Source organism: Treponema sp. UBA7567 (assembly GCF_002476655.1).
GTDB lineage: Bacteria > Spirochaetota > Spirochaetia > Treponematales > Treponemataceae > Treponema_D.
On sequence record NZ_DLLH01000073.1, the window covers coordinates 29,845 to 46,971 of the forward strand.

At 39.7% G+C, this 17,127-nt stretch carries 13 protein-coding genes; 5 read left to right on the forward strand and 8 right to left on the reverse strand.

Going from position 1 to position 17,127, the window contains the following annotated elements; genetic code table 11:
- The first annotated feature begins 405 nt into the window (after positions 1-405).
- Positions 406-1,062, forward strand: a complete 657-nt coding sequence (locus B3Y13_RS09185; RefSeq protein ID WP_296694095.1) for an ankyrin repeat domain-containing protein — start codon at positions 406-408, stop codon at positions 1,060-1,062.
- A gap of 63 nt (positions 1,063-1,125) precedes the next feature.
- On the opposite strand, the gene B3Y13_RS09190 is transcribed toward B3Y13_RS09185, so the two are convergent.
- Positions 1,126-2,040: a right-handed parallel beta-helix repeat-containing protein gene (locus tag B3Y13_RS09190; protein ID WP_296668742.1), complete on the reverse strand. Its 915-nt coding sequence runs from the start codon at positions 2,038-2,040 to the stop codon at positions 1,126-1,128.
- A 435-nt stretch (positions 2,041-2,475) separates the two neighbouring features.
- On the opposite strand from B3Y13_RS09190, the gene B3Y13_RS09195 reads away from it, so the two are divergent.
- On the forward strand, positions 2,476-4,530 hold the full coding sequence (locus B3Y13_RS09195; protein ID WP_296694098.1) for a tRNA uridine-5-carboxymethylaminomethyl modification enzyme MnmG/GidA: 2,055 nt from the start codon (positions 2,476-2,478) through the stop codon (positions 4,528-4,530).
- On the opposite strand, the gene B3Y13_RS09200 is transcribed toward B3Y13_RS09195, so the two are convergent.
- The 3 genes from B3Y13_RS09200 to pepF all read right to left on the reverse strand — a co-directional run bounded on the left by B3Y13_RS09200 (position 4,527) and on the right by pepF (position 8,429).
- On the reverse strand, positions 4,527-5,456 hold the full coding sequence (locus B3Y13_RS09200) for a hypothetical protein (protein ID WP_296668745.1): 930 nt from the start codon (positions 5,454-5,456) through the stop codon (positions 4,527-4,529). The two genes, B3Y13_RS09195 and B3Y13_RS09200, sit on opposite strands and share 4 nt — an antisense overlap.
- Positions 5,453-6,475, reverse strand: a complete 1,023-nt coding sequence (gene add / locus B3Y13_RS09205; RefSeq protein ID WP_296694101.1) for an adenosine deaminase — start codon at positions 6,473-6,475, stop codon at positions 5,453-5,455. The genes B3Y13_RS09200 and add overlap by 4 nt, the downstream gene beginning before the upstream one ends.
- A 160-nt stretch (positions 6,476-6,635) precedes the next feature.
- Positions 6,636-8,429, reverse strand: a complete 1,794-nt coding sequence (gene pepF, locus B3Y13_RS09210) for an oligoendopeptidase F (protein ID WP_296668749.1) — start codon at positions 8,427-8,429, stop codon at positions 6,636-6,638.
- A gap of 194 nt (positions 8,430-8,623) precedes the next feature.
- On the opposite strand from pepF, the gene B3Y13_RS09215 reads away from it, so the two are divergent.
- Positions 8,624-10,045 carry a lyase family protein gene (locus tag B3Y13_RS09215; protein WP_296694105.1) on the forward strand — a complete coding sequence of 474 codons (1,422 nt, stop codon included), beginning with the start codon at positions 8,624-8,626 and terminating at the stop codon, positions 10,043-10,045.
- A gap of 118 nt (positions 10,046-10,163) precedes the next feature.
- On the opposite strand, the gene B3Y13_RS09220 is transcribed toward B3Y13_RS09215, so the two are convergent.
- Positions 10,164-10,430, reverse strand: coding sequence for a DUF1858 domain-containing protein (locus B3Y13_RS09220; protein WP_296023130.1), 267 nt, complete (start codon positions 10,428-10,430; stop codon positions 10,164-10,166).
- Positions 10,431-10,599: 169 nt separating this feature from the next.
- On the opposite strand from B3Y13_RS09220, the gene B3Y13_RS09225 reads away from it, so the two are divergent.
- Positions 10,600-12,585 carry an NAD(+) synthase gene (locus tag B3Y13_RS09225; protein ID WP_296694108.1) on the forward strand — a complete coding sequence of 662 codons (1,986 nt, stop codon included), beginning with the start codon at positions 10,600-10,602 and terminating at the stop codon, positions 12,583-12,585.
- Positions 12,586-12,689: 104 nt separating this feature from the next.
- Entirely contained in the window at positions 12,690-13,610 is a 921-nt protein-coding gene (locus B3Y13_RS09230; protein ID WP_296694110.1) for a diacylglycerol/lipid kinase family protein, read from the forward strand.
- A gap of 68 nt (positions 13,611-13,678) precedes the next feature.
- On the opposite strand, the gene B3Y13_RS09235 is transcribed toward B3Y13_RS09230, so the two are convergent.
- From B3Y13_RS09235 to B3Y13_RS09245, 3 genes are read right to left on the reverse strand one after another with little or no spacing between them, the layout of a single operon-like run.
- Complete coding sequence (locus tag B3Y13_RS09235; protein WP_296023141.1) at positions 13,679-14,239, reverse strand: DUF4340 domain-containing protein; 561 nt, start codon at positions 14,237-14,239, stop codon at positions 13,679-13,681.
- Positions 14,236-16,299, reverse strand: coding sequence for a GldG family protein (locus B3Y13_RS09240; RefSeq protein WP_296694113.1), 2,064 nt, complete (start codon positions 16,297-16,299; stop codon positions 14,236-14,238). The genes B3Y13_RS09235 and B3Y13_RS09240 overlap by 4 nt, the downstream gene beginning before the upstream one ends.
- Positions 16,300-16,332: 33 nt before the next feature.
- On the reverse strand, positions 16,333-17,124 hold the full coding sequence (locus tag B3Y13_RS09245; protein WP_296694115.1) for an ABC transporter permease subunit: 792 nt from the start codon (positions 17,122-17,124) through the stop codon (positions 16,333-16,335).
- Positions 17,125-17,127 lie beyond the last annotated feature (3 nt).

The window sequence follows — 17,127 nt, forward strand, 5'->3', positions numbered from 1 at the left end:
ATTTTTCAATTATCGCGCAATTTTAAGCAAAAAAAACAGGACGGCATTTATCTTAAAAAACGGAATTCAGACAGGCTTTGTGTAGCAAATTACCTAAAAACCGGCTGCTTTGGGTTCGGTAACCCTCATTGGCGCGGAAAAACAGGTTAGTTTGGCAACCAACCCGTTTTTCCGCGTCAACTCCGCCCGCCGCATCCGGCGTAAGCTTCGGCCTCAAATCAAAAAAAACAAAATTTGACAAATAAAACAGCTTGTTATAAAGTTTAGAAAAAACAAGGGAAATGAATTTATGAAAAAAATCTATTCAATTGTTTCTATATTATAATTATATGCAAGACAACGGCGCAGATGGCACAAATTTTTACGAAAATTCAAAAAAATTAAATCAAATAGGAGCGGCAAAAGTTGTTAAAAAGTAAATATTTTTGCATTGCGGTTTTTGCCGCTTGTCTGTGGCTGTTTTTTGGCTGTAAAAAAAATGATGTGCAAGACTTTCTTGCTCATTCTCAAAACGAAAATGCTGTTATGCTTGCCGTTCAGTCTGGAAATTGCGGTGTTTTAAAGGAACTTTTGCTGGACGGGCAAAAACCGGACGCTTTTTCGAGTGGCAGAATAACGCCTTTAATGTGGGCTTGCCGTTGCGGAAATTTAAAACAGGCTAAACTTCTTATAAAATATGGCGCAGATCTAGATTTGGAAAGCAGCGAAGGAATAACACCTTTTGAATATGCATGCATTTCTAAAAATCTTTCGCTTGTAAGGTTTTTGCTAAAATTCAATCCGGATATAAATCATTTTAACAAAGGCGACATGACTCCTTTAATGACTGCTTCTGCCCAGAATTTTTCTGCGCTTGCAAAACTTCTTATAAAAAAAGGCGCAGATGTCAATTTGCAGAATTCAAACGGCGACACTGCTCTTATGTTTTCGGTTTATGCAAATTCTTTAAAAACTACAAAGCTTCTTTTAAAAAATGGGGCAGATCCGTTTCTAAAAAATAACGATGGATTGTCTGCTTTTGATGTTGATGGCGAAAACTGCGGGAAAAATGAACTCAAATAAAAAAGTCCGCAAATGCTGCAGGAGGAGAGGCATTTGCGGACAGAAAGTCATTTGAAATTCAGATTAGTATTTTGTTCTGCTTGAAATTTGACCTTCTTTGTTGTTCTTTACAGTGCAGTTTGTAATTGTCTGCTTTGCGGTGTTTCCGTTAGCATCAATTCCGTACTTGAGGTTATATGTTGATTTGCATGAAAGAACTCTGTGGCTTACATTTTTGTATTTTGAACCTAGTTTAAATCCGTTTCCATCGCCGTCAGGTGTTGTCTGGAGCGAAGAATTGATATATCCGTTGTAAGAAGCTTCGCAATTGTTGAGAGTTACAGGATATGCCTGACTGTAAAGATCCCAGCCGTCATCAGAATTATATTTTGCAACACAATAGTTGAATTTGATGTTTTTTCCGCCCGAAAGTTTTGCTGCAAAACCATCGGCATTTTCGCCTTTCGTCGCTTTGTCGTAGTTGTAGTAAGATTCACATCTTGTAATTGTTACATCGTGAGCCGAGTTGTAAACCTGAAGTCCTGAGTCGCCGTTATAGGTGAATTTGCAGTATTCAGCGCGGTTGTTTCCTCCGAGCTGGAAAACCATTCCGCAGTCTGAAGCTTTTGTAACTGTCAGTTTTCTGATTGTCCAGTAAGAGCCGTTTACTTTTACGCCCCAGCCTGTAAATGCAGAGCAGTTGAGCGTTTTTCCGTTTCCGTCAAGTGTGATCACTTTTCCGGAAGATCCGCTCCTTAAAAGCTGCAGCTGCTTTGTAAGGTTGATGTTCGCGGTCAGTTTGATTGTGTCGCCAGGATTTACCTTGTTTGCGGCTGTGTACAAATCAGAAGCTGTTCCTACAGAATAAGTTGTTCCCGATGAAGCTGCGCGGCTTGAATCAGAAGAAGATTCTGAGCTTTCGCTTAAATTGGAACAAGACACGAACATTGCTGCAGCCGAAACCAAAGCTGCCGCCATTAAAAATTTGGTTACTTTCATAAATAACACCTCACTTTTTTTAATAAACGTCGCTCACGTAAAATAACTATATATTATAAACTGCGCAATACTTTGGATTAAACAGACGTCGTTTTTGGATAAAAAGAAGTTTTGAGCATATTTTATAAAAAAACAGAAAAAATATTACGAAGAAATAGCGATAAAAATTGATTTGCAATATACTGTGGTCAGAATTTGTAAAAATTGCTGATATTTTGAATAAAAAAGATGCAAAAAAGCAAAAAAATGCACCAGCCCGGAGGAAGACTGGTGCAAGGAGCAAAGTAGGAAGTTTTTTGTAACATAAAGAGATTGTTTCTTGTCGCTCTATACTTAAAAAAACAGCGTAAAAGGAAAAGGTTACAAAAAAATACTTTTTTTTCAGAATTTTGTTTTGGATTTGATACAGAACTTTGATTTCACTATAATTTTCGTATGTCTTTTTATGATTCATTTGATGTTGCTGTAATTGGCGGTGGACATGCTGGAACAGAAGCTTGTCTGGCCTGTGCCCGAATGGGACTTAAAACTCTTCTTGTAACTCAGACAATTGATTCGATTGCGCGCTTGAGCTGTAATCCTTCGATTGGCGGTGTTGCAAAAGGAAACATTGTCCGGGAAATCGATGCTCTTGGCGGCGAAATGGGCAAACTTATAGACAACTCGATGATTCAGTTTCGTATGTTGAATAAAAGTCGCGGTCCTGCCGTTCAATCGCCCCGTTCTCAGGCAGATAAAATTCTCTATGCGTCTTTGGCCCGGCAGACTATCGAAACAACGCCAAACCTTTCTACTTTGATGGATACGGTCGTTGATATTTTGACAACGGCTTCTTCTTCTCCTTTGCCTCCAGACAGCGACACTGCCGCAGAAAAAGGCTCGATTCCTGGAGAATTTCGCTCCGAATGTTTAACGGAAGCTGCCCGTTCTGGAAAAAGACAAAAAGTTACTGCGATTGTTACAGAGCGCGGAAGAATTATTCCTGTTCGTGCTGTTGTTCTTACTACCGGGACTTTTTTGGGTGGACGCATTTTTATTGGCGAATACGATGCTCCTTGCGGAAGAATTGGCGAAGCCGGGGCTTTTGGACTTACTCATTCGCTCAATCGTCTTGGCTTTACAACTGGCCGCCTAAAAACTGGAACACCTCCGAGAATTTTGCGCCATACAGTTGATTTTTCAAAGGCTGACTTGCAGGAAGGCGATGAAGAAGTAATTCCTTTTAGTTTTGATGATGAAAAAATTGACCGTCCGATGGTTCCGTGTTATTTGGTTTATACAAACGAAAAAACTCACGAAATTATCCGAAAAAATATAAATCGTTCTCCTCTTTATTCTGGAAAAATCAGCGGAATTGGACCTCGATACTGTCCTTCAATAGAAGACAAGGTAATGCGTTTTGAAGAACGCGACAGGCATCAGCTTTTTGTAGAGCCTGAAAGTTTGCAGACGGATGAAATTTATCTTAATGGCTTGAGTTCAAGTTTGCCGGAAGAAGTTCAGGATTCGTTTTTGCGCACAATTCCTGGCTTTGAAAATTGTACAGTAAGCCGTCCTGGATATGCAGTTGAATACGATTATGTTGAGCCGACTCAGCTTTATCCGAGCTTGGAAACAAAACGCGTTGCCGGGCTTTTTGACGCCGGTCAAATAAACGGAACTTCTGGATATGAAGAAGCTGCTGGCCAGGGGCTTGTCGCAGGAATTAACGCCGCTCTTTATGCCAGGGCGCACAAAGAACTTTGCGGACCTCTCTGTTCTCCGTCTTCCGGAATGGGCCAGACTCCGGCAAGCATGGAAAAGGGCGCTTTTCAAAATAAGCCTGGCATGACAGACGAAGAAATTGCGGCTTTTGCAGAAATTTCTGCGAAAGAAACAAAGGCAATAAATTCAGCTTTGCAGAAAGCGCAGAGCGACAGCGGTTATGAAAATTTTGATTCAATTCCTGAATGGGAACCTCTTGTTTTAGGACGAGATGAAGCTTACATCGGCGTTTTGATTGACGATTTGGTTACGCTTGGAACAAAAGAGCCATACCGGATGTTTACCGCTCGCGCCGAGTATCGTCTAAAACTGAGGCATGACACAGCCGACCGCAGGCTTAGCGAAAAAGCCTTTGCTGTTGGCTTAAAAACAGAAAAGCAGATTCAGTCTATGCGCGCAAAATATGCTTTGATTGATGAGGCCGTGGCGCTTTTGTTAAAGAAAAAAGACGCTCAAAATCCAGGTTATGCGCCAGAAATTTGGAAAGTCGCCCAGGAAGATTTTAAATACAAGTATTATATTGAAAAACAGGATGCCCGCGTTGCAAAGATGCACAAAATGGAAAATCGCAAGATTCCGGCAAATTTTGATTACGGAGCAATTCCTGCTTTGAGCGCCGAAAGCCGCGGAAAATTGGAAAAAATCCGTCCGTTGACACTCGGTCAGGCAAGCCGGATTTCCGGGATTAGAAATTCAGATATTATGCTTTTGATGGTTTATCTTTAGCAGATTTTTAAGATAGAAAGCATTTCTTCTTTTGTAAAAAGTCCGGTGTTGCAAAGTTCGCTTGCAAGCTGGCTGATTGATTTATTAAAAAGAAGGATGCTCTGCGTTCCGAGAAAAGTTTCTATTCCCGCTTCTAAAAATGAACGCATTTTTTTTGCCTTTTCTGAAAAATCCATTTTTTTGTCTTTAAAGTGAGTTTCTGGCGTTATAACAGTTTGAATTGATTTTTTTTTGAGAAAAGTTAAAATTTCGCCAAAATTTGCGGCGTTGTCTGCGTTGATTAGAACCTGTGGCTCAAAAAACTCAAAAACCCTAAAAAAATCATTTGCCGAATCGACAGAACTTAAATCCACTCTGATTTTTAAGCCGTTTTTTTTGACAGTTTGAATCAGTTCCTTAAGTTCTGTTGAATTTTCTGTCAAATTGAGGATGTTTTTTCCGTAAAAATAAATTCCCTTGAATAGTTCTTTTGAATTTTCGTTTAATAAAAAGGATTTTGCGAACTGCAAATTTTTTTCTCTAAAATCGGCTGAATCGGTATCAAGCGAAAAAAAAGCGTCTGATTTTGTATGATCGCTGTATTTTTGAATTTTTGTCTTTAACAGCAGGAAGAATTCACAGTTTTTTTTGCAGTTTTGAAAAAGCTTGCTGTCGATTGCTGCGTTTGTTTGAATTATGTTATCGGCAATGTTTTCAGAAATTGATAGAAACAGAAGTTTTTTTATGTCGTCTTCTGTTGCAATTCTCATAGAAGTGTATTCGTGGACTTGGTTGCGCATTTCGATTTTGACAGGCGATCCATCTTCTGGAAAGCCTGGAACATAAAATCCTGCCCAGGTAACAAAAGAAGGATAGCGCATTCCTAAATCAAGGCTTGAATGAAAATCTTTTTTTGGAAGCTTTATAAAATCTGCAACTGACGTCATTTTCTGTTTTTCCAGTTTTTTTCAACTTCGGAAAAGGCTTTTTCTTTTTCTGTTTGGCTTAAGAACGACGCTTTAAAACTGTTTAAAATGACTTGTTTTAGTTCTTCGTGCGAAAAATTCATCTGGCTGTAGGCGTTCCAATATTCGTCTAAAAGTTCAACTCCAAAGAAAAGCGGATCGTCGGTGTTGAGAGTTACGAGCATTCCACGGTCAAAAAAAGCGCGGAATGGATGTTCTGAAAGTGATTTTACAAATTTTTTTGTAAAAACGTTGCTTGTCGGGGCAATTTCAAACGGAATTTGCCTTTTTGCGCAAAAATCCATAAGTTTTTCGTCCTGGATTGCAGAAATTCCGTGTCCAATTCTTTGCGCATGGCAGATTTCGAGTGCGTCCCAAATTGACTGCGGCCCCTGGTCTTCTCCTGCGTGTGCAACAGCATGGTAGCCGGCGTTAAGTGCTTTTTCAAAAACAGGGCCGAAATCTCTTGAAGGACCCTTTGATTCTGCGCCTCCAAGTCCGATTCCTATAAAACCTTCAAATGGATTTTCGCTGAACATTTTAAAATTGTTTTCAGCGTTTTCAAGTCCAAAAGTTCGGCTTACGTCTCCAGAGAGCCAGACTGTAATTCCTGTTTCGTCTTTGATTTTTTTTATATTTTTGGCGAAATTTTCTGTCATTTCTTTATACGAAAAACCTTTTTTTATAAAGGCTGAAGGAGCAAAAAAGGCTTCGCAGTGGATTATTCCATTTCGCAAAAGATAATTTTTTAAATCTTCAAAAACAAGATCAAAATCGCTTACTTCCGTAAACAAATCCTGAACTTGCAAAAACGCGGCGATAAAACCGTTCAGATCCGAGTATGAAAATAATTCTTCCAGCGAATTGTCAGAAAATTCAGTTCCGTTCTTTTTTAGATAGAGCTTTTTAATCGATTCTTTGCTTATTACGGCTTCGATGTGAATGTGAATTTCTGCTTTTGGAATGTTTCTGTAGAATGAATAGAATTCTGTTTTTTTCATACTTCTGTTCCTCGCAAATTTTTCTGTCAAAACGCCATTGAACCGTTGTTTTCAATGAACGTTCCGGCAGGCACAGCAAAAAAATTGTTGTACCAATGCCGCTAGATTATCGGCAGAAAAACTGCCGTTCTTTAATAAAATCCAAAGTCCGAGAAAAAAATTAGAGTTTTTTTAAGTCGTCTACAATCTGTGCAAAAGTATCCAATGCGTCTTGTACAGGCTTTGTCGAAGACATATCAACTCCGGCAATTTTTAAGCTTTCGAGCGGATAACGGCTTCCGCCAGACTTTAAGAATTTAAAATAATCTTCTTTTTCTTTTTCACCGCCATGCGTAACTCTTTTTGCAAGAGCGAGGGCTGCCGAAATTCCGGTCGAATATTTATATACATAGAAAGAATTGTAAAAATGTGGAATTCTCAAACCTTCCATGTCGCTTTCTTCTTCAAAAATCATTTCCGGGCCAAAATATTGAACTAAAAGCTCGCGGTAGATTTTTCGCAAAATTTCGGCGTTAAGAGGAGTTCCGTTTTCGACAAGTTCATGAGCCTTGAGTTCAAATTCTGCAAACATTGTCTGCCTGTGCAGGGTTGCAAGAATGTCGTCGGCGCGCATTGCCAGAAGGTAGGTTTTCATTTCCTTTGTTTTTGCGTTTTTTAAGAGATATTCAAAGACAAGCTCTTCATTAAAAGTTGAGGCAACTTCCGCTTCAAAAATCGTGTAGTCGTAGCACATAAACGGATTGTTTGTCTTTGAAAAATAAGAATGCATTGAGTGTCCGCCTTCGTGGGCCATTGTAAAAACGTCTCGGATTGCATCGTCCTTGTAATTTAACAGAATGTACGGATAGCCGCGGTAAGCTCCAGAACTAAAAGCGCCGGAACGCTTTCCTTTGTTTTCGTAGCGGTCAACCCAGCCATTTAAAAGACCGTTGCACAAAATGTCGGTATATTCTTTTCCGAGCGGAGCGAGTGCGTTGCGGCAAATTTCTACGGATTCTTCATAGCTTGTTTTTGTTTCAATGTCTTTTACGAGCGGAACATAAACGTCGTAATGGCGAAGTTCGTTTAAACCAAGCATTTTTTTTCGGAGCGAATAATAATCGTGTAGGGCTGGCAGATTTTTGTGAACAGTGCCGATCAAATTTTTGTAAACAGCCGGTTCAACTTTGTTTGAATAAAGGCTTGCTTCGAGGCTGGAATTAAAACCTCTTGCGCGGGCATAAAAAATGTCAGAATTTACATTTCCGGCGTAAAGCGAAGCAATAACATTTTGATGTTTTACGAACGATTTATAGAATTTTTTGTATGCGTTTTTTCGGACATTTCTGTCAGGGTTTCTGATTAAAAGTGAAAATGTTGACTGTGTTAGAGGTTCTTCCTTGCCATTTACAGTCACGCTTTCAAAATCCATGTCAACGTTTTCGAGCAAACTGAACGCATTGTCAGGAGTCTGCAAGGCTTCGGCGGCAAGCGAAAGAATTCGTTCTTCTTTTTCGCTTAAAACATAAGGTTTTTCGTGCAGTTCTTTTTGAATAAAAATTTTGTAGTCGGCAAATTCCGGCAGGTTAATCCAGTCGTTGAGTTTTTCGTCAGGAATTGCCATTAGTTCTGGAGAAAAAAATGAAGCTTCTGCGCTGGCTTTTGCATAAGCCATCATCGCTCTGCCTTCCATATCCTGAAAAGAACTGTCGCTTTCGTCGGAAGTGTGGCAGAGGCTTGCGTAGCAGTAAACGGTTTCGAGGGTTTTAAAAAGCTCTTCGTAGGCTTTGAGCGCATCCAGAAGCGATAGGGAAGAATCTTTGAGTTTGCCTTTAAAACTTGCAAATTTTTGTGTAAGAGAAGCAATTTTTGCAAGATCAGCCTCCCACTCCTCGTTAGTTTTATACAAAGTAGAAAGATCCCATTTGTCAGAAGCCGGGATTTCGCTGCGATTAGGAATAAAAGAATTAGACATACAATAGATAATAACACAAATTTTGTAAAAGTAAATGAATTGCGCTTTTCGTGTTTTGCGGTAGGGATTGGAAGGGCGGCGAAGCCGTTGCGGAGCAATGCCAACCCTGCAAAGCCCGACGGCACTTTGTGCCGGACCGCCCGAATTTTTCTTCTTATTGAGAAACTGAGCGTAATTTATTATAATTTTGGCTTATGGAAACTCGTAACATTTTTGAAAATCTTTCTTGTATCGACCACCGCTATTCTATTTCGGAAAAGGCGGTTTTTGACGGACTGTCGCAGTATATTTCTGAACAGGCTTCTATCCGTTCTTGCGCTAAATGCGAAGCGGCTCTTGTAAAGGCTCATTTGAAGGTTCGCGGCCAGCTTACTGACGAACTTGCTAAAAAACTCGACGATGTTGCTTCTGCTATTGACCCGGAAGAAGTTTATGCTGAGGAAGAAAAGACTAAGCACAATATCCGCGCTCTTGTTAACGTTATGAAGACGAAGGTTGATTCTAAAATCGGTCCTCTTATTCATCTTGGAGCAACTTCTGTTGATATTTTGGATACGGCTCTTTCTTGTCGTATGCGCGATGTTACTAAAAATGTTGTGCTTCCTGAACTTAAAAAACTTGAAAATTATCTTTGCGATATTGCGGAACGCGAAAGCGCGACTCCTCAGGTTGGACGCACTCACGGACAGCACGCTGTTCCTATTACTTTTGGCTGGGAAATTGCAGAATTTGTTGCCCGTCTTGGTAAATCAATCTTAAAAATCGAAGAGCTTTCTGACGATTTAGTTGGAAAACTTGCTGGTCCTGTTGGTTCTTACAACGGTCCTTCGATGATTGTAAAAGATCCTGAAGAACTTGAGCGCATTTATACTGAATTTCTGGGCCTTAAGCCGTCTGAATATTCAAATCAGCTTGTAGAGGCAGAGCACGTTCTTCGCCTCTTGCTTGAGATGAATGTTGCTTTCGGTATTATTGCCAATTTAGCGGACGACTTGCGCAACTTGCAGCGTTCAGAAATTGGTGAGGTTTTTGAATATTTTGCTGCAACTCAGGTCGGCTCTTCGACAATGCCTCAGAAACGCAATCCATGGAACAGCGAGCACGTTAAATCTTTATGGAAGGCTATGTGTCCTCGCGTAGTTACTTTCTATATGGATCAGATTTCTGAACATCAGCGCGACCTTTCAAATTCTGCAAGCCAGAGATTTATTACTGACTATATTGCCGGCTTTACAATGGCAGTAAGCAGAATGAATTCTGTCGTAAAAGGATTGCAGGCTGACCGCGGCAATATGGCAAAAAATCTTGAAAGCGCCGGCGGAAAAGTTAAGGGCGGCGTTCTTGCTGAACCTGCATATATTCTTCTTGGCGAAGCCGGATACAATGACGGACACGAAATTATCCGTCAGATTACGCTTGAGGCGGAAAAGTCTGGAAAAACTTTCTTTGAAGTGCTTAAAACTCACGAAAAAGAATATGCAGATATTACAGCCCAGCTTGAAAAACTCGGCGTAGAAAATCCTGCAAATTTCTTTGAACATCCTGCGAACTACTGCGGACTCGCCGCAAAAAAATCAGCGCGTCTTGCAAAAAAATACCGCGAACTGATGAAATAATCCGCGCCTTAAACGGTGTATTTTTTTGTTAACAACTGGATAAATTTTTTTCCGAATTTGAGTGAATGTAAAATCATCCGCTTAAATTCGGATTTTTTTAAATTTGTGCGGGGCGTTTTTATTTATTTTCGTTTTGAACTTCCGCCTGATGTAAAAAATCCTTTAAGTCTTCGATAACTTCGTCTGCGTTTAAACCGTGAACCATAGCCGCTTCTTCGAGAGTTTCCATTTGAGAAGCAAAACAGCTTATGCAGTGCATTCCCATGAGCATGAGAGGTTCTGTAAGTTCAGGATAAAATGCTACAAGCGTGCTTACGAGCATGTCTTTTGTAAGTTCCGGTTTTTTTGCTTTTTCCTGATTTTGTATATCGTTTTGATTTTCCATTTTATTTTTATCCTCAGTTTTTAGATTGAATTTTGTTTGCGTATTTTGTCCGAAATTTAACCTTATAAGAAAATTTTCTTCAATAAAGATAATAATAAAGATAATAATTTTTTTTTGAGATGTGTGCAAATCTTGCATAAAAATAATGTTTTTTTGATATAGTAATTATATGAAGAATTTTGGTTTTTTGCGTGTTGCGGCTGTTTCGCCGGAAGTTGTGGTTGGAGACGTTGAACAGAATGTGCTGAATATTTGCCAGTGCATTGACGAATTAAAACAAAAAGGCGTTCAAATTGCAGTTTTTCCGGAGCTTTGTATTACGGGCTACACTTGCGCTGACCTTTTTGAACAGAATCTCCTCCTTGAAAGCGCAAAAAATGCTTTGACCGAGATTTTGGCGCATACTCAGGGAATTGCGGTTTTTGTCGGTTTGCCGTTGCGTTCATTTTCTGGTTCTCTTTATAATGTTGCGGCGCTTTTGAGCAATGCTGAAAAAATTCTGATTTATCCGAAAACTTTTATTCCAAATTACGGCGAATTTTACGAAAAACGCTGGTTTACGCCTTTTGAAGCAAATTGTGGCTGCAATGAGCAAATGTTTGACTGGCCGGTTGGTGGACTCTTAAAAATAAATGACGATTCAGGTTTTACAGGTGCGGTTTTGGCGGCAGAAGTCTGCGAAGATGCCTGGGTTCCTCTTTCTCCTTCGACAGTTTTTTGTCTGAACGGAGCAAATGTGATTGTCAATCTTTCGGCTGGAAACGAAGTGATTGGAAAAGCTTCTTACAGAAAAGACTTGATTTTGGGAAACAGCGCAAAGAATGTCTGTGCCTATGTTTATGCAAATGCAGGAATGGGAGAATCGACACAGGATTTGGTTTTTTCGGGACATTCATTGATTGCCGAAAACGGAAGCCTCCTCGCAGAAAAAAAGCCTTTTGACGAAAAAAATAAATTTATTATAAGCGACATTGACATTGAAAAAATAAATCACGAACGTATAAGAATAGAAACTTTTTCGCAAAATAGCCGGTTTTTTAAGAATTCTCAAAGGTCAAGCCAGTTTTTGCCGGCAAAAATTCAGGAAATAACTGTAAAAAGCACAGATTTTTTGAAAAATAAAAATCTTGAGCGGAAAATTGACGGGCATCCTTTTGTGCCTCAGGTCCAGAAAAAAATGTGGGAGCGCTGTGCGGAAATCACGCAGATGCAGGCCTGGGGGCTTGCAAAGAGAATAAGGCATACTGGAGTTGAAAAAGTTGTCGTGGGAATTTCTGGCGGACTTGATTCTACCCTGGCTTTGCTCGTTGCCTGCCGGACTTTTGATATTCTAAAAAAAGACCGAAGCAATATTGTTGGAATTACGATGCCGGGTTTTGGAACGACTGGGCGCACTTACGAAAACGCAAAAATGCTTGTAAAAAGTTGCGGGGCTTCGCTTGAAGAAATTTCCATAAAAGAAGCGGCCGGCGGTCATTTGAAGGATTTGTCTCATGCGCTTGATGTTTACGATGTTACTTACGAAAATGCCCAGGCCCGCGAGAGAACTCAGGTTCTTTTTGACTGGGCTAACATGCACGGCGCAATTTTGATTGGAACTGGCGACCTTTCTGAACTTGCGCTCGGCTGGTGCACTTACAATGGCGATCAAATGAGCAATTATGGAGTGAATAATTCGATTCCAAAGACTTTGGTGCGCTGTCTTGTTCAGTATTATGCGGATTTTGTTTTTAAGGAAAACGAAAAACTTGCAGAAACATTAAAGGATATTATAGACACTCCTGTAAGTCCTGAACTTTTACCGCCTGACAAAGACGGGAAAATTGCGCAAAAAACAGAAAATACTGTCGGTTCGTATATTTTGCATGATTTTTTTCTGTATAACTGCGTGCGAAACGGTTTTTCGCCTGAAAAGATTTATTTTCTGGCGAAAATTGCGGTTAAACAGAAAAATCTTGAGCCGTTTAGCGACGAAACGATAAAAAATACGCTTAAAATTTTTTATAAAAGATTTTTTGGCCAGCAGTTTAAGAGGTCTTGTATGCCTGACGGTGTAAAAGTTGGAACTGTGAGCCTGTCGCCGAGGGGCGACTGGCGTATGCCGAGTGATTCGTCGGTTGCGCTTTGGTTAAAGCAGGTTGAGAATCTGAAATAAAATTTGGAAAGACTAAATCGGAGAGTGCAAAAACTGTTTTTTACACAGTTTTTTGTTTTGCTGTTTTGCTTGAATTGAACCGGATTGTGTTTTAAAATCGAAGAATGTTTTATTTTATAGTGAATGAGCACGGTGGCTCAGGACAGGCGGTCGGAGTTTGGAACAAGGTTCAGAAAATTTTAGATGAACGCGGTGTAAAATATCAAAAATTTGTGCCGGAAACAAAAGGCTATGCGGCGGTTTTGGCGGAACAGATTAGCGAAAAAGAAGATGATGATATTCGCCTGATTGTCGTTGGCGGTGACGGAACGATTAACGAAGTTTTAAATGGAATCCGCAGCTTTGAACGGCTAAAATTTATGGTAATTCCTACTGGTTCGGGCAACGATTTTAGCCGCGGATTGGGGTTGCCGTTAAAAAATACAGAAAAAGTTGTCGATATGATTTTGAATTCGACAGGAATAAAAACAATTGACCTTGGAATGGTTGAGTCCGGCGGAAGACGGCGGATTTTTGGAATTTCATCGGGATTTGGACTAAATGCTCTTGTCGGAACGGAAATTAACCGCTCAAAAATCAAAAATATAATGAACAAGCTGCATTTGAATTCTCTCAGTTATGCCGTTATGACGGTAAAAACGCTTTTTACAATGAAGACTTCGACTTTTAAAGTGAGTTTTGACGGCGGAGCGTTTCAGGAATTTGACAGGGCGATTTTTCTTGCTGCAATGAATTTTCCATGCGAGGGCGGAGGAGTTCCAATGGCTCCAAAAGCAAATGCAAATGACGGAAAACTCTCGTTTACTCTTGCGGCGAGAATTCCAAAATGGAAGTGTTTTATTGCGTTTCCTTTTTTGCTTGCGGCAAGGCAGGATTTAATAAAAGGATTTTTTATGAAAGAAGCCCGGACTGTCGATGTGTTCACCTCTGAACCAAACGTTAGCCACACTGACGGCGAACTTTTTGGAAAAGTTAATAAAATCCACTATGAATGTCTAGCGCAAAAACTAAAAATTTTACTTTAGTTTTTTGTTGTTTTTTTAAGGCGAAAGCGCGGACTTTTTGAAGTCCGCGTTTTTTGTTTTAATTGCCGCTAATTTGCAGGCTGTTGCTCTTCATCCTGCGGCTGTTCAATTTTTTGTTCAAGGTCTTCGGTTTTTACTTCAAAAATAGAACGCAGGTTTCTGTCAGCAAGCAAAGTTTCCGGTTTTTCGTCGAGCCTAATATAAGAAGAAAGATTTGTTTCGGAATTTTTGCCGATTTTTAAGGTTCGGATTGTTTTTCCAGATTTTTCTGCTTTGACGGTAAGTGTCTGCGAGTCTGTAAAACCGTACCTGTCGAGTTCGGAAACGGCCGAAGAGCGACTTACTGTTCCGAGCGTTTTTATGTTTTTGAGGGCGTTTACTAAAGTTTCGATTTTCTGGTCATCTCCGCTGATTTTTTCTTCACTTACGTACCACAGCCCGCCTTCATAAAAAAGTTTTACGGTTTGCGAAGAGTTTTCGATTATAAGTGTGTCCGGTTTTTCCCGCAGAATAAAGTTTTTTATAGGAGAACGCGAGCCGGTTACAAGTTGAACAGCGTAAATCGCTGCAAGAATGACGATTGCCGTCAATAAAACGATTTTTCTTATTTTTGCATTTTTTAAGTTCATTTTGTTTCCTCTGTCTTAATTTCGCGCTTGTCGTCTGGATTGTATTTTTCGCGGATTGCCCTTTTCTTAGCTGTAGTTTTTGCAAGAACTGCAAGACCGCACAGCGCAACCAAAATCACAAGTCCAAATTCGTTAAAATATTTTGCAATGTCTGCCGAAATGCCTTTTTTGATTTTTAAAGTGTTTAAGCTTAAGCCTTTTGTCCGCATTGAGCACAAATCAATTTCGCCGTTCATGTAATCGATGACGTTGCGCACAAACATTGCAACTGGCTGTTTGCCGCTTTCGTCCATAACTTGACCAGTCGTGATTTTTGAAGAACCTATTACAAAAATTTTGCCGTTTTGAACGCTTTTTGCGTAATGGTCGGTAAAATTAAATTCACCGTTTTGATTTTCTACTGGATTTTTTTCAAAAGCGCTTTTGAATTTTCCTTCTACAAGAACAGCAAGATTTTGGCTTTGCATTGCGCTTTTGTCGGTTGGTTTTCGAATCATCTGAGGAATTGCTGTAACGTTGTCTTTGACGAGCCAGCTGTTTTTAGAAGATGAAGCAAGAATTGTAACTTTTGCGTCTGCATTTTTTTGAGCGTTTTCTGCATTGATAGAACTGTTCTGAAGCATAATCACGTAGCCAAGATTTTTTGTAATCGGGCTGTTTTTTGCAAGATTTGATTTTTGAAGCACTGGAGCAAAGTAGAGCGGAGTTGAACCTGAACGCTGAGCCTGATTTACATAGCAATTTTCGTCCATAACGTAATCTTTTCCGACAGAAATTCCGTATTTTGAGAGAATTGTTTCAAGACCGTTGTCGACAGGTTTGTACTGCGGAATCTGGTAATATGCGTTTTGTCCCTGCGGATAAACTTCTTCAAACTGGTCGTCGAAAATAATTAAATTTCCGCCACGAAGCAAAAATTGGTCAAGCTTGTAAAGTTCAATTTCTTCGAATTTTTCTTTTGCGCCGTTTATAACGACACTTTTTATGCCGGAAGGAATTTCATCATCTTTTAAATTTAAATCCTTAAATTCGTAGCGGTCAGAAATAATTGAATTGAAAACCGCTGCATTTGCCTGCGACTGTGCGTTTTTGTAGTCGAGTTCGCGGTGTCCTGTTACATAGCCTATAATATTTGGTTTAGAAACAAGGCTTTTTAGGTTTTCATTCAATTCGTCTTCAAGGCTGTCTGTGCCAGAAATTATGTTTCCAAAAAATGAACGCGACATTTTTACGTTCAAAAGCCTAAATTCCTGTCCGTATTCAAGAACAAGCCCGATAACTCCAGTTTTTTCTCCGTCGGCGTCCTGCCAGCTCAGGCTTTGAATTCCGTATTTTTCGACGAGTTCCGGAATTTCTTGCTCAGAAGGATCTATTGTTTCAAATTCGATTCTATCCATATTTTTTGAGTTTACAGATTTGTATGCGGCAGAAACTGTTTTTTCAAGATTTTTGAGGCCGTTTATATTGAACTGTTCGAGTTTTTTTGTCAGATAGAGAGAAAGTTTTGCTTTTCCCTGCAATCCTGCAAGAGCCGAAGTTGTGCTTATAAGACGGCTCATTGTGGTTGTGATGGTGTATTCAAGGCCGTCGGCAGAACTTAATCCGTCGATTATTTCCGTTCGGTCGGCATAACTTACAGTCAAAGCCATCCAGGCCTGCTTAAAACCGACTTCGTTGTTCTTTAATTCTTGAATTTGAACTTGAGAGATTCCGTAATTTCTTGCGATTTTTTGATTTTCTTCTTTGTCCATGTCAAAAAATTCAGCAGAAAAATTTGAATTTGCGGCGCCTTTGTATTCAACCAGAAGATCGCGGATATACTGATCGATTGTGTTGTAGGGAGCCGGCAGATTTTTTGTAAAAAATACTTTTATCGAAAGCGGTTGTTCAAGATTTTTAACAATCTGCCTGCTCGACTGTGAAAGCGAATAAGATTTTGGGGCTGTAAGGTCAAGGCGGAAAAATGCCTTTGAGCATACAAGATTTAAGAGAAGAATTGCAGTTAAAAAGAGAAAAATGTCGCTTTTTGGACTTTTTAACCATTCAATAAATTTTTTCATATTGTTGTTTTAAACTCCAGTCTTATAGAATTTTTATTTTTGTCCATTGTTTACAGAGCGGACAGTCAGCGCAAAAAAGATAACCGTAAGCGAAACAAAATAAACAATGTCGCGGCTGTCGATAATTCCGCGGCAAATAGATTCAAAATGGCTTAGCGAAGAAAGGTAAGTTACCGTTCTTACAAGAAAAGCCGGCAGAAAAACCGCAAAATTTGAAAGCAGAGTCAGAATTATGCAAATTGCAAAAGCCTCAAAAAAAGCAATAATCTGATTTTTCGTTGTGCTCGAAGCAAAAATTCCAATCGCGCTAAAACCTGCTGTTAAAAAGATTGAGCCGAGATAACCGCCCAAAATCGGGCCTGCATCAGGAGAGCCAAAAATAAAGCAGGTTAAAACGTAAAAAAGAGAAGGAATTAAAAGCACAAGACCAGAAATAAAGACAGCCAGAAATTTTCCTTCGACAACATCAAAAACTGTTACCGGAAGGGTGAGCAAGGTTTCGAGAGAAGTCGATTTTTTTTCTTCGGCAAAACTCCTCATAGAAAGAGCTGGAATAAAAAAAGAAAAAAGTACCGGCAAAAGCCCAAAAAACTGTCTTAATTCGGCGCGGTTTGCAAGAAAAAATGTGTTAAAAAACAAAAAACCGGAAGCGAGCGTAAAAAGTCCGGTAACGATATAAGCAATCGGGCTGGAAAAATAAGATTTTAATTCGCGGCACATAATTACAAAAGCCGGATTTTTTGTTTTTGCTTTTTTCCTTGAACTTATCTTTGCCATTGAACTTGCGTTAGAGAGCGGATTGTTAGATTCTAAAATATCAGTCATTTT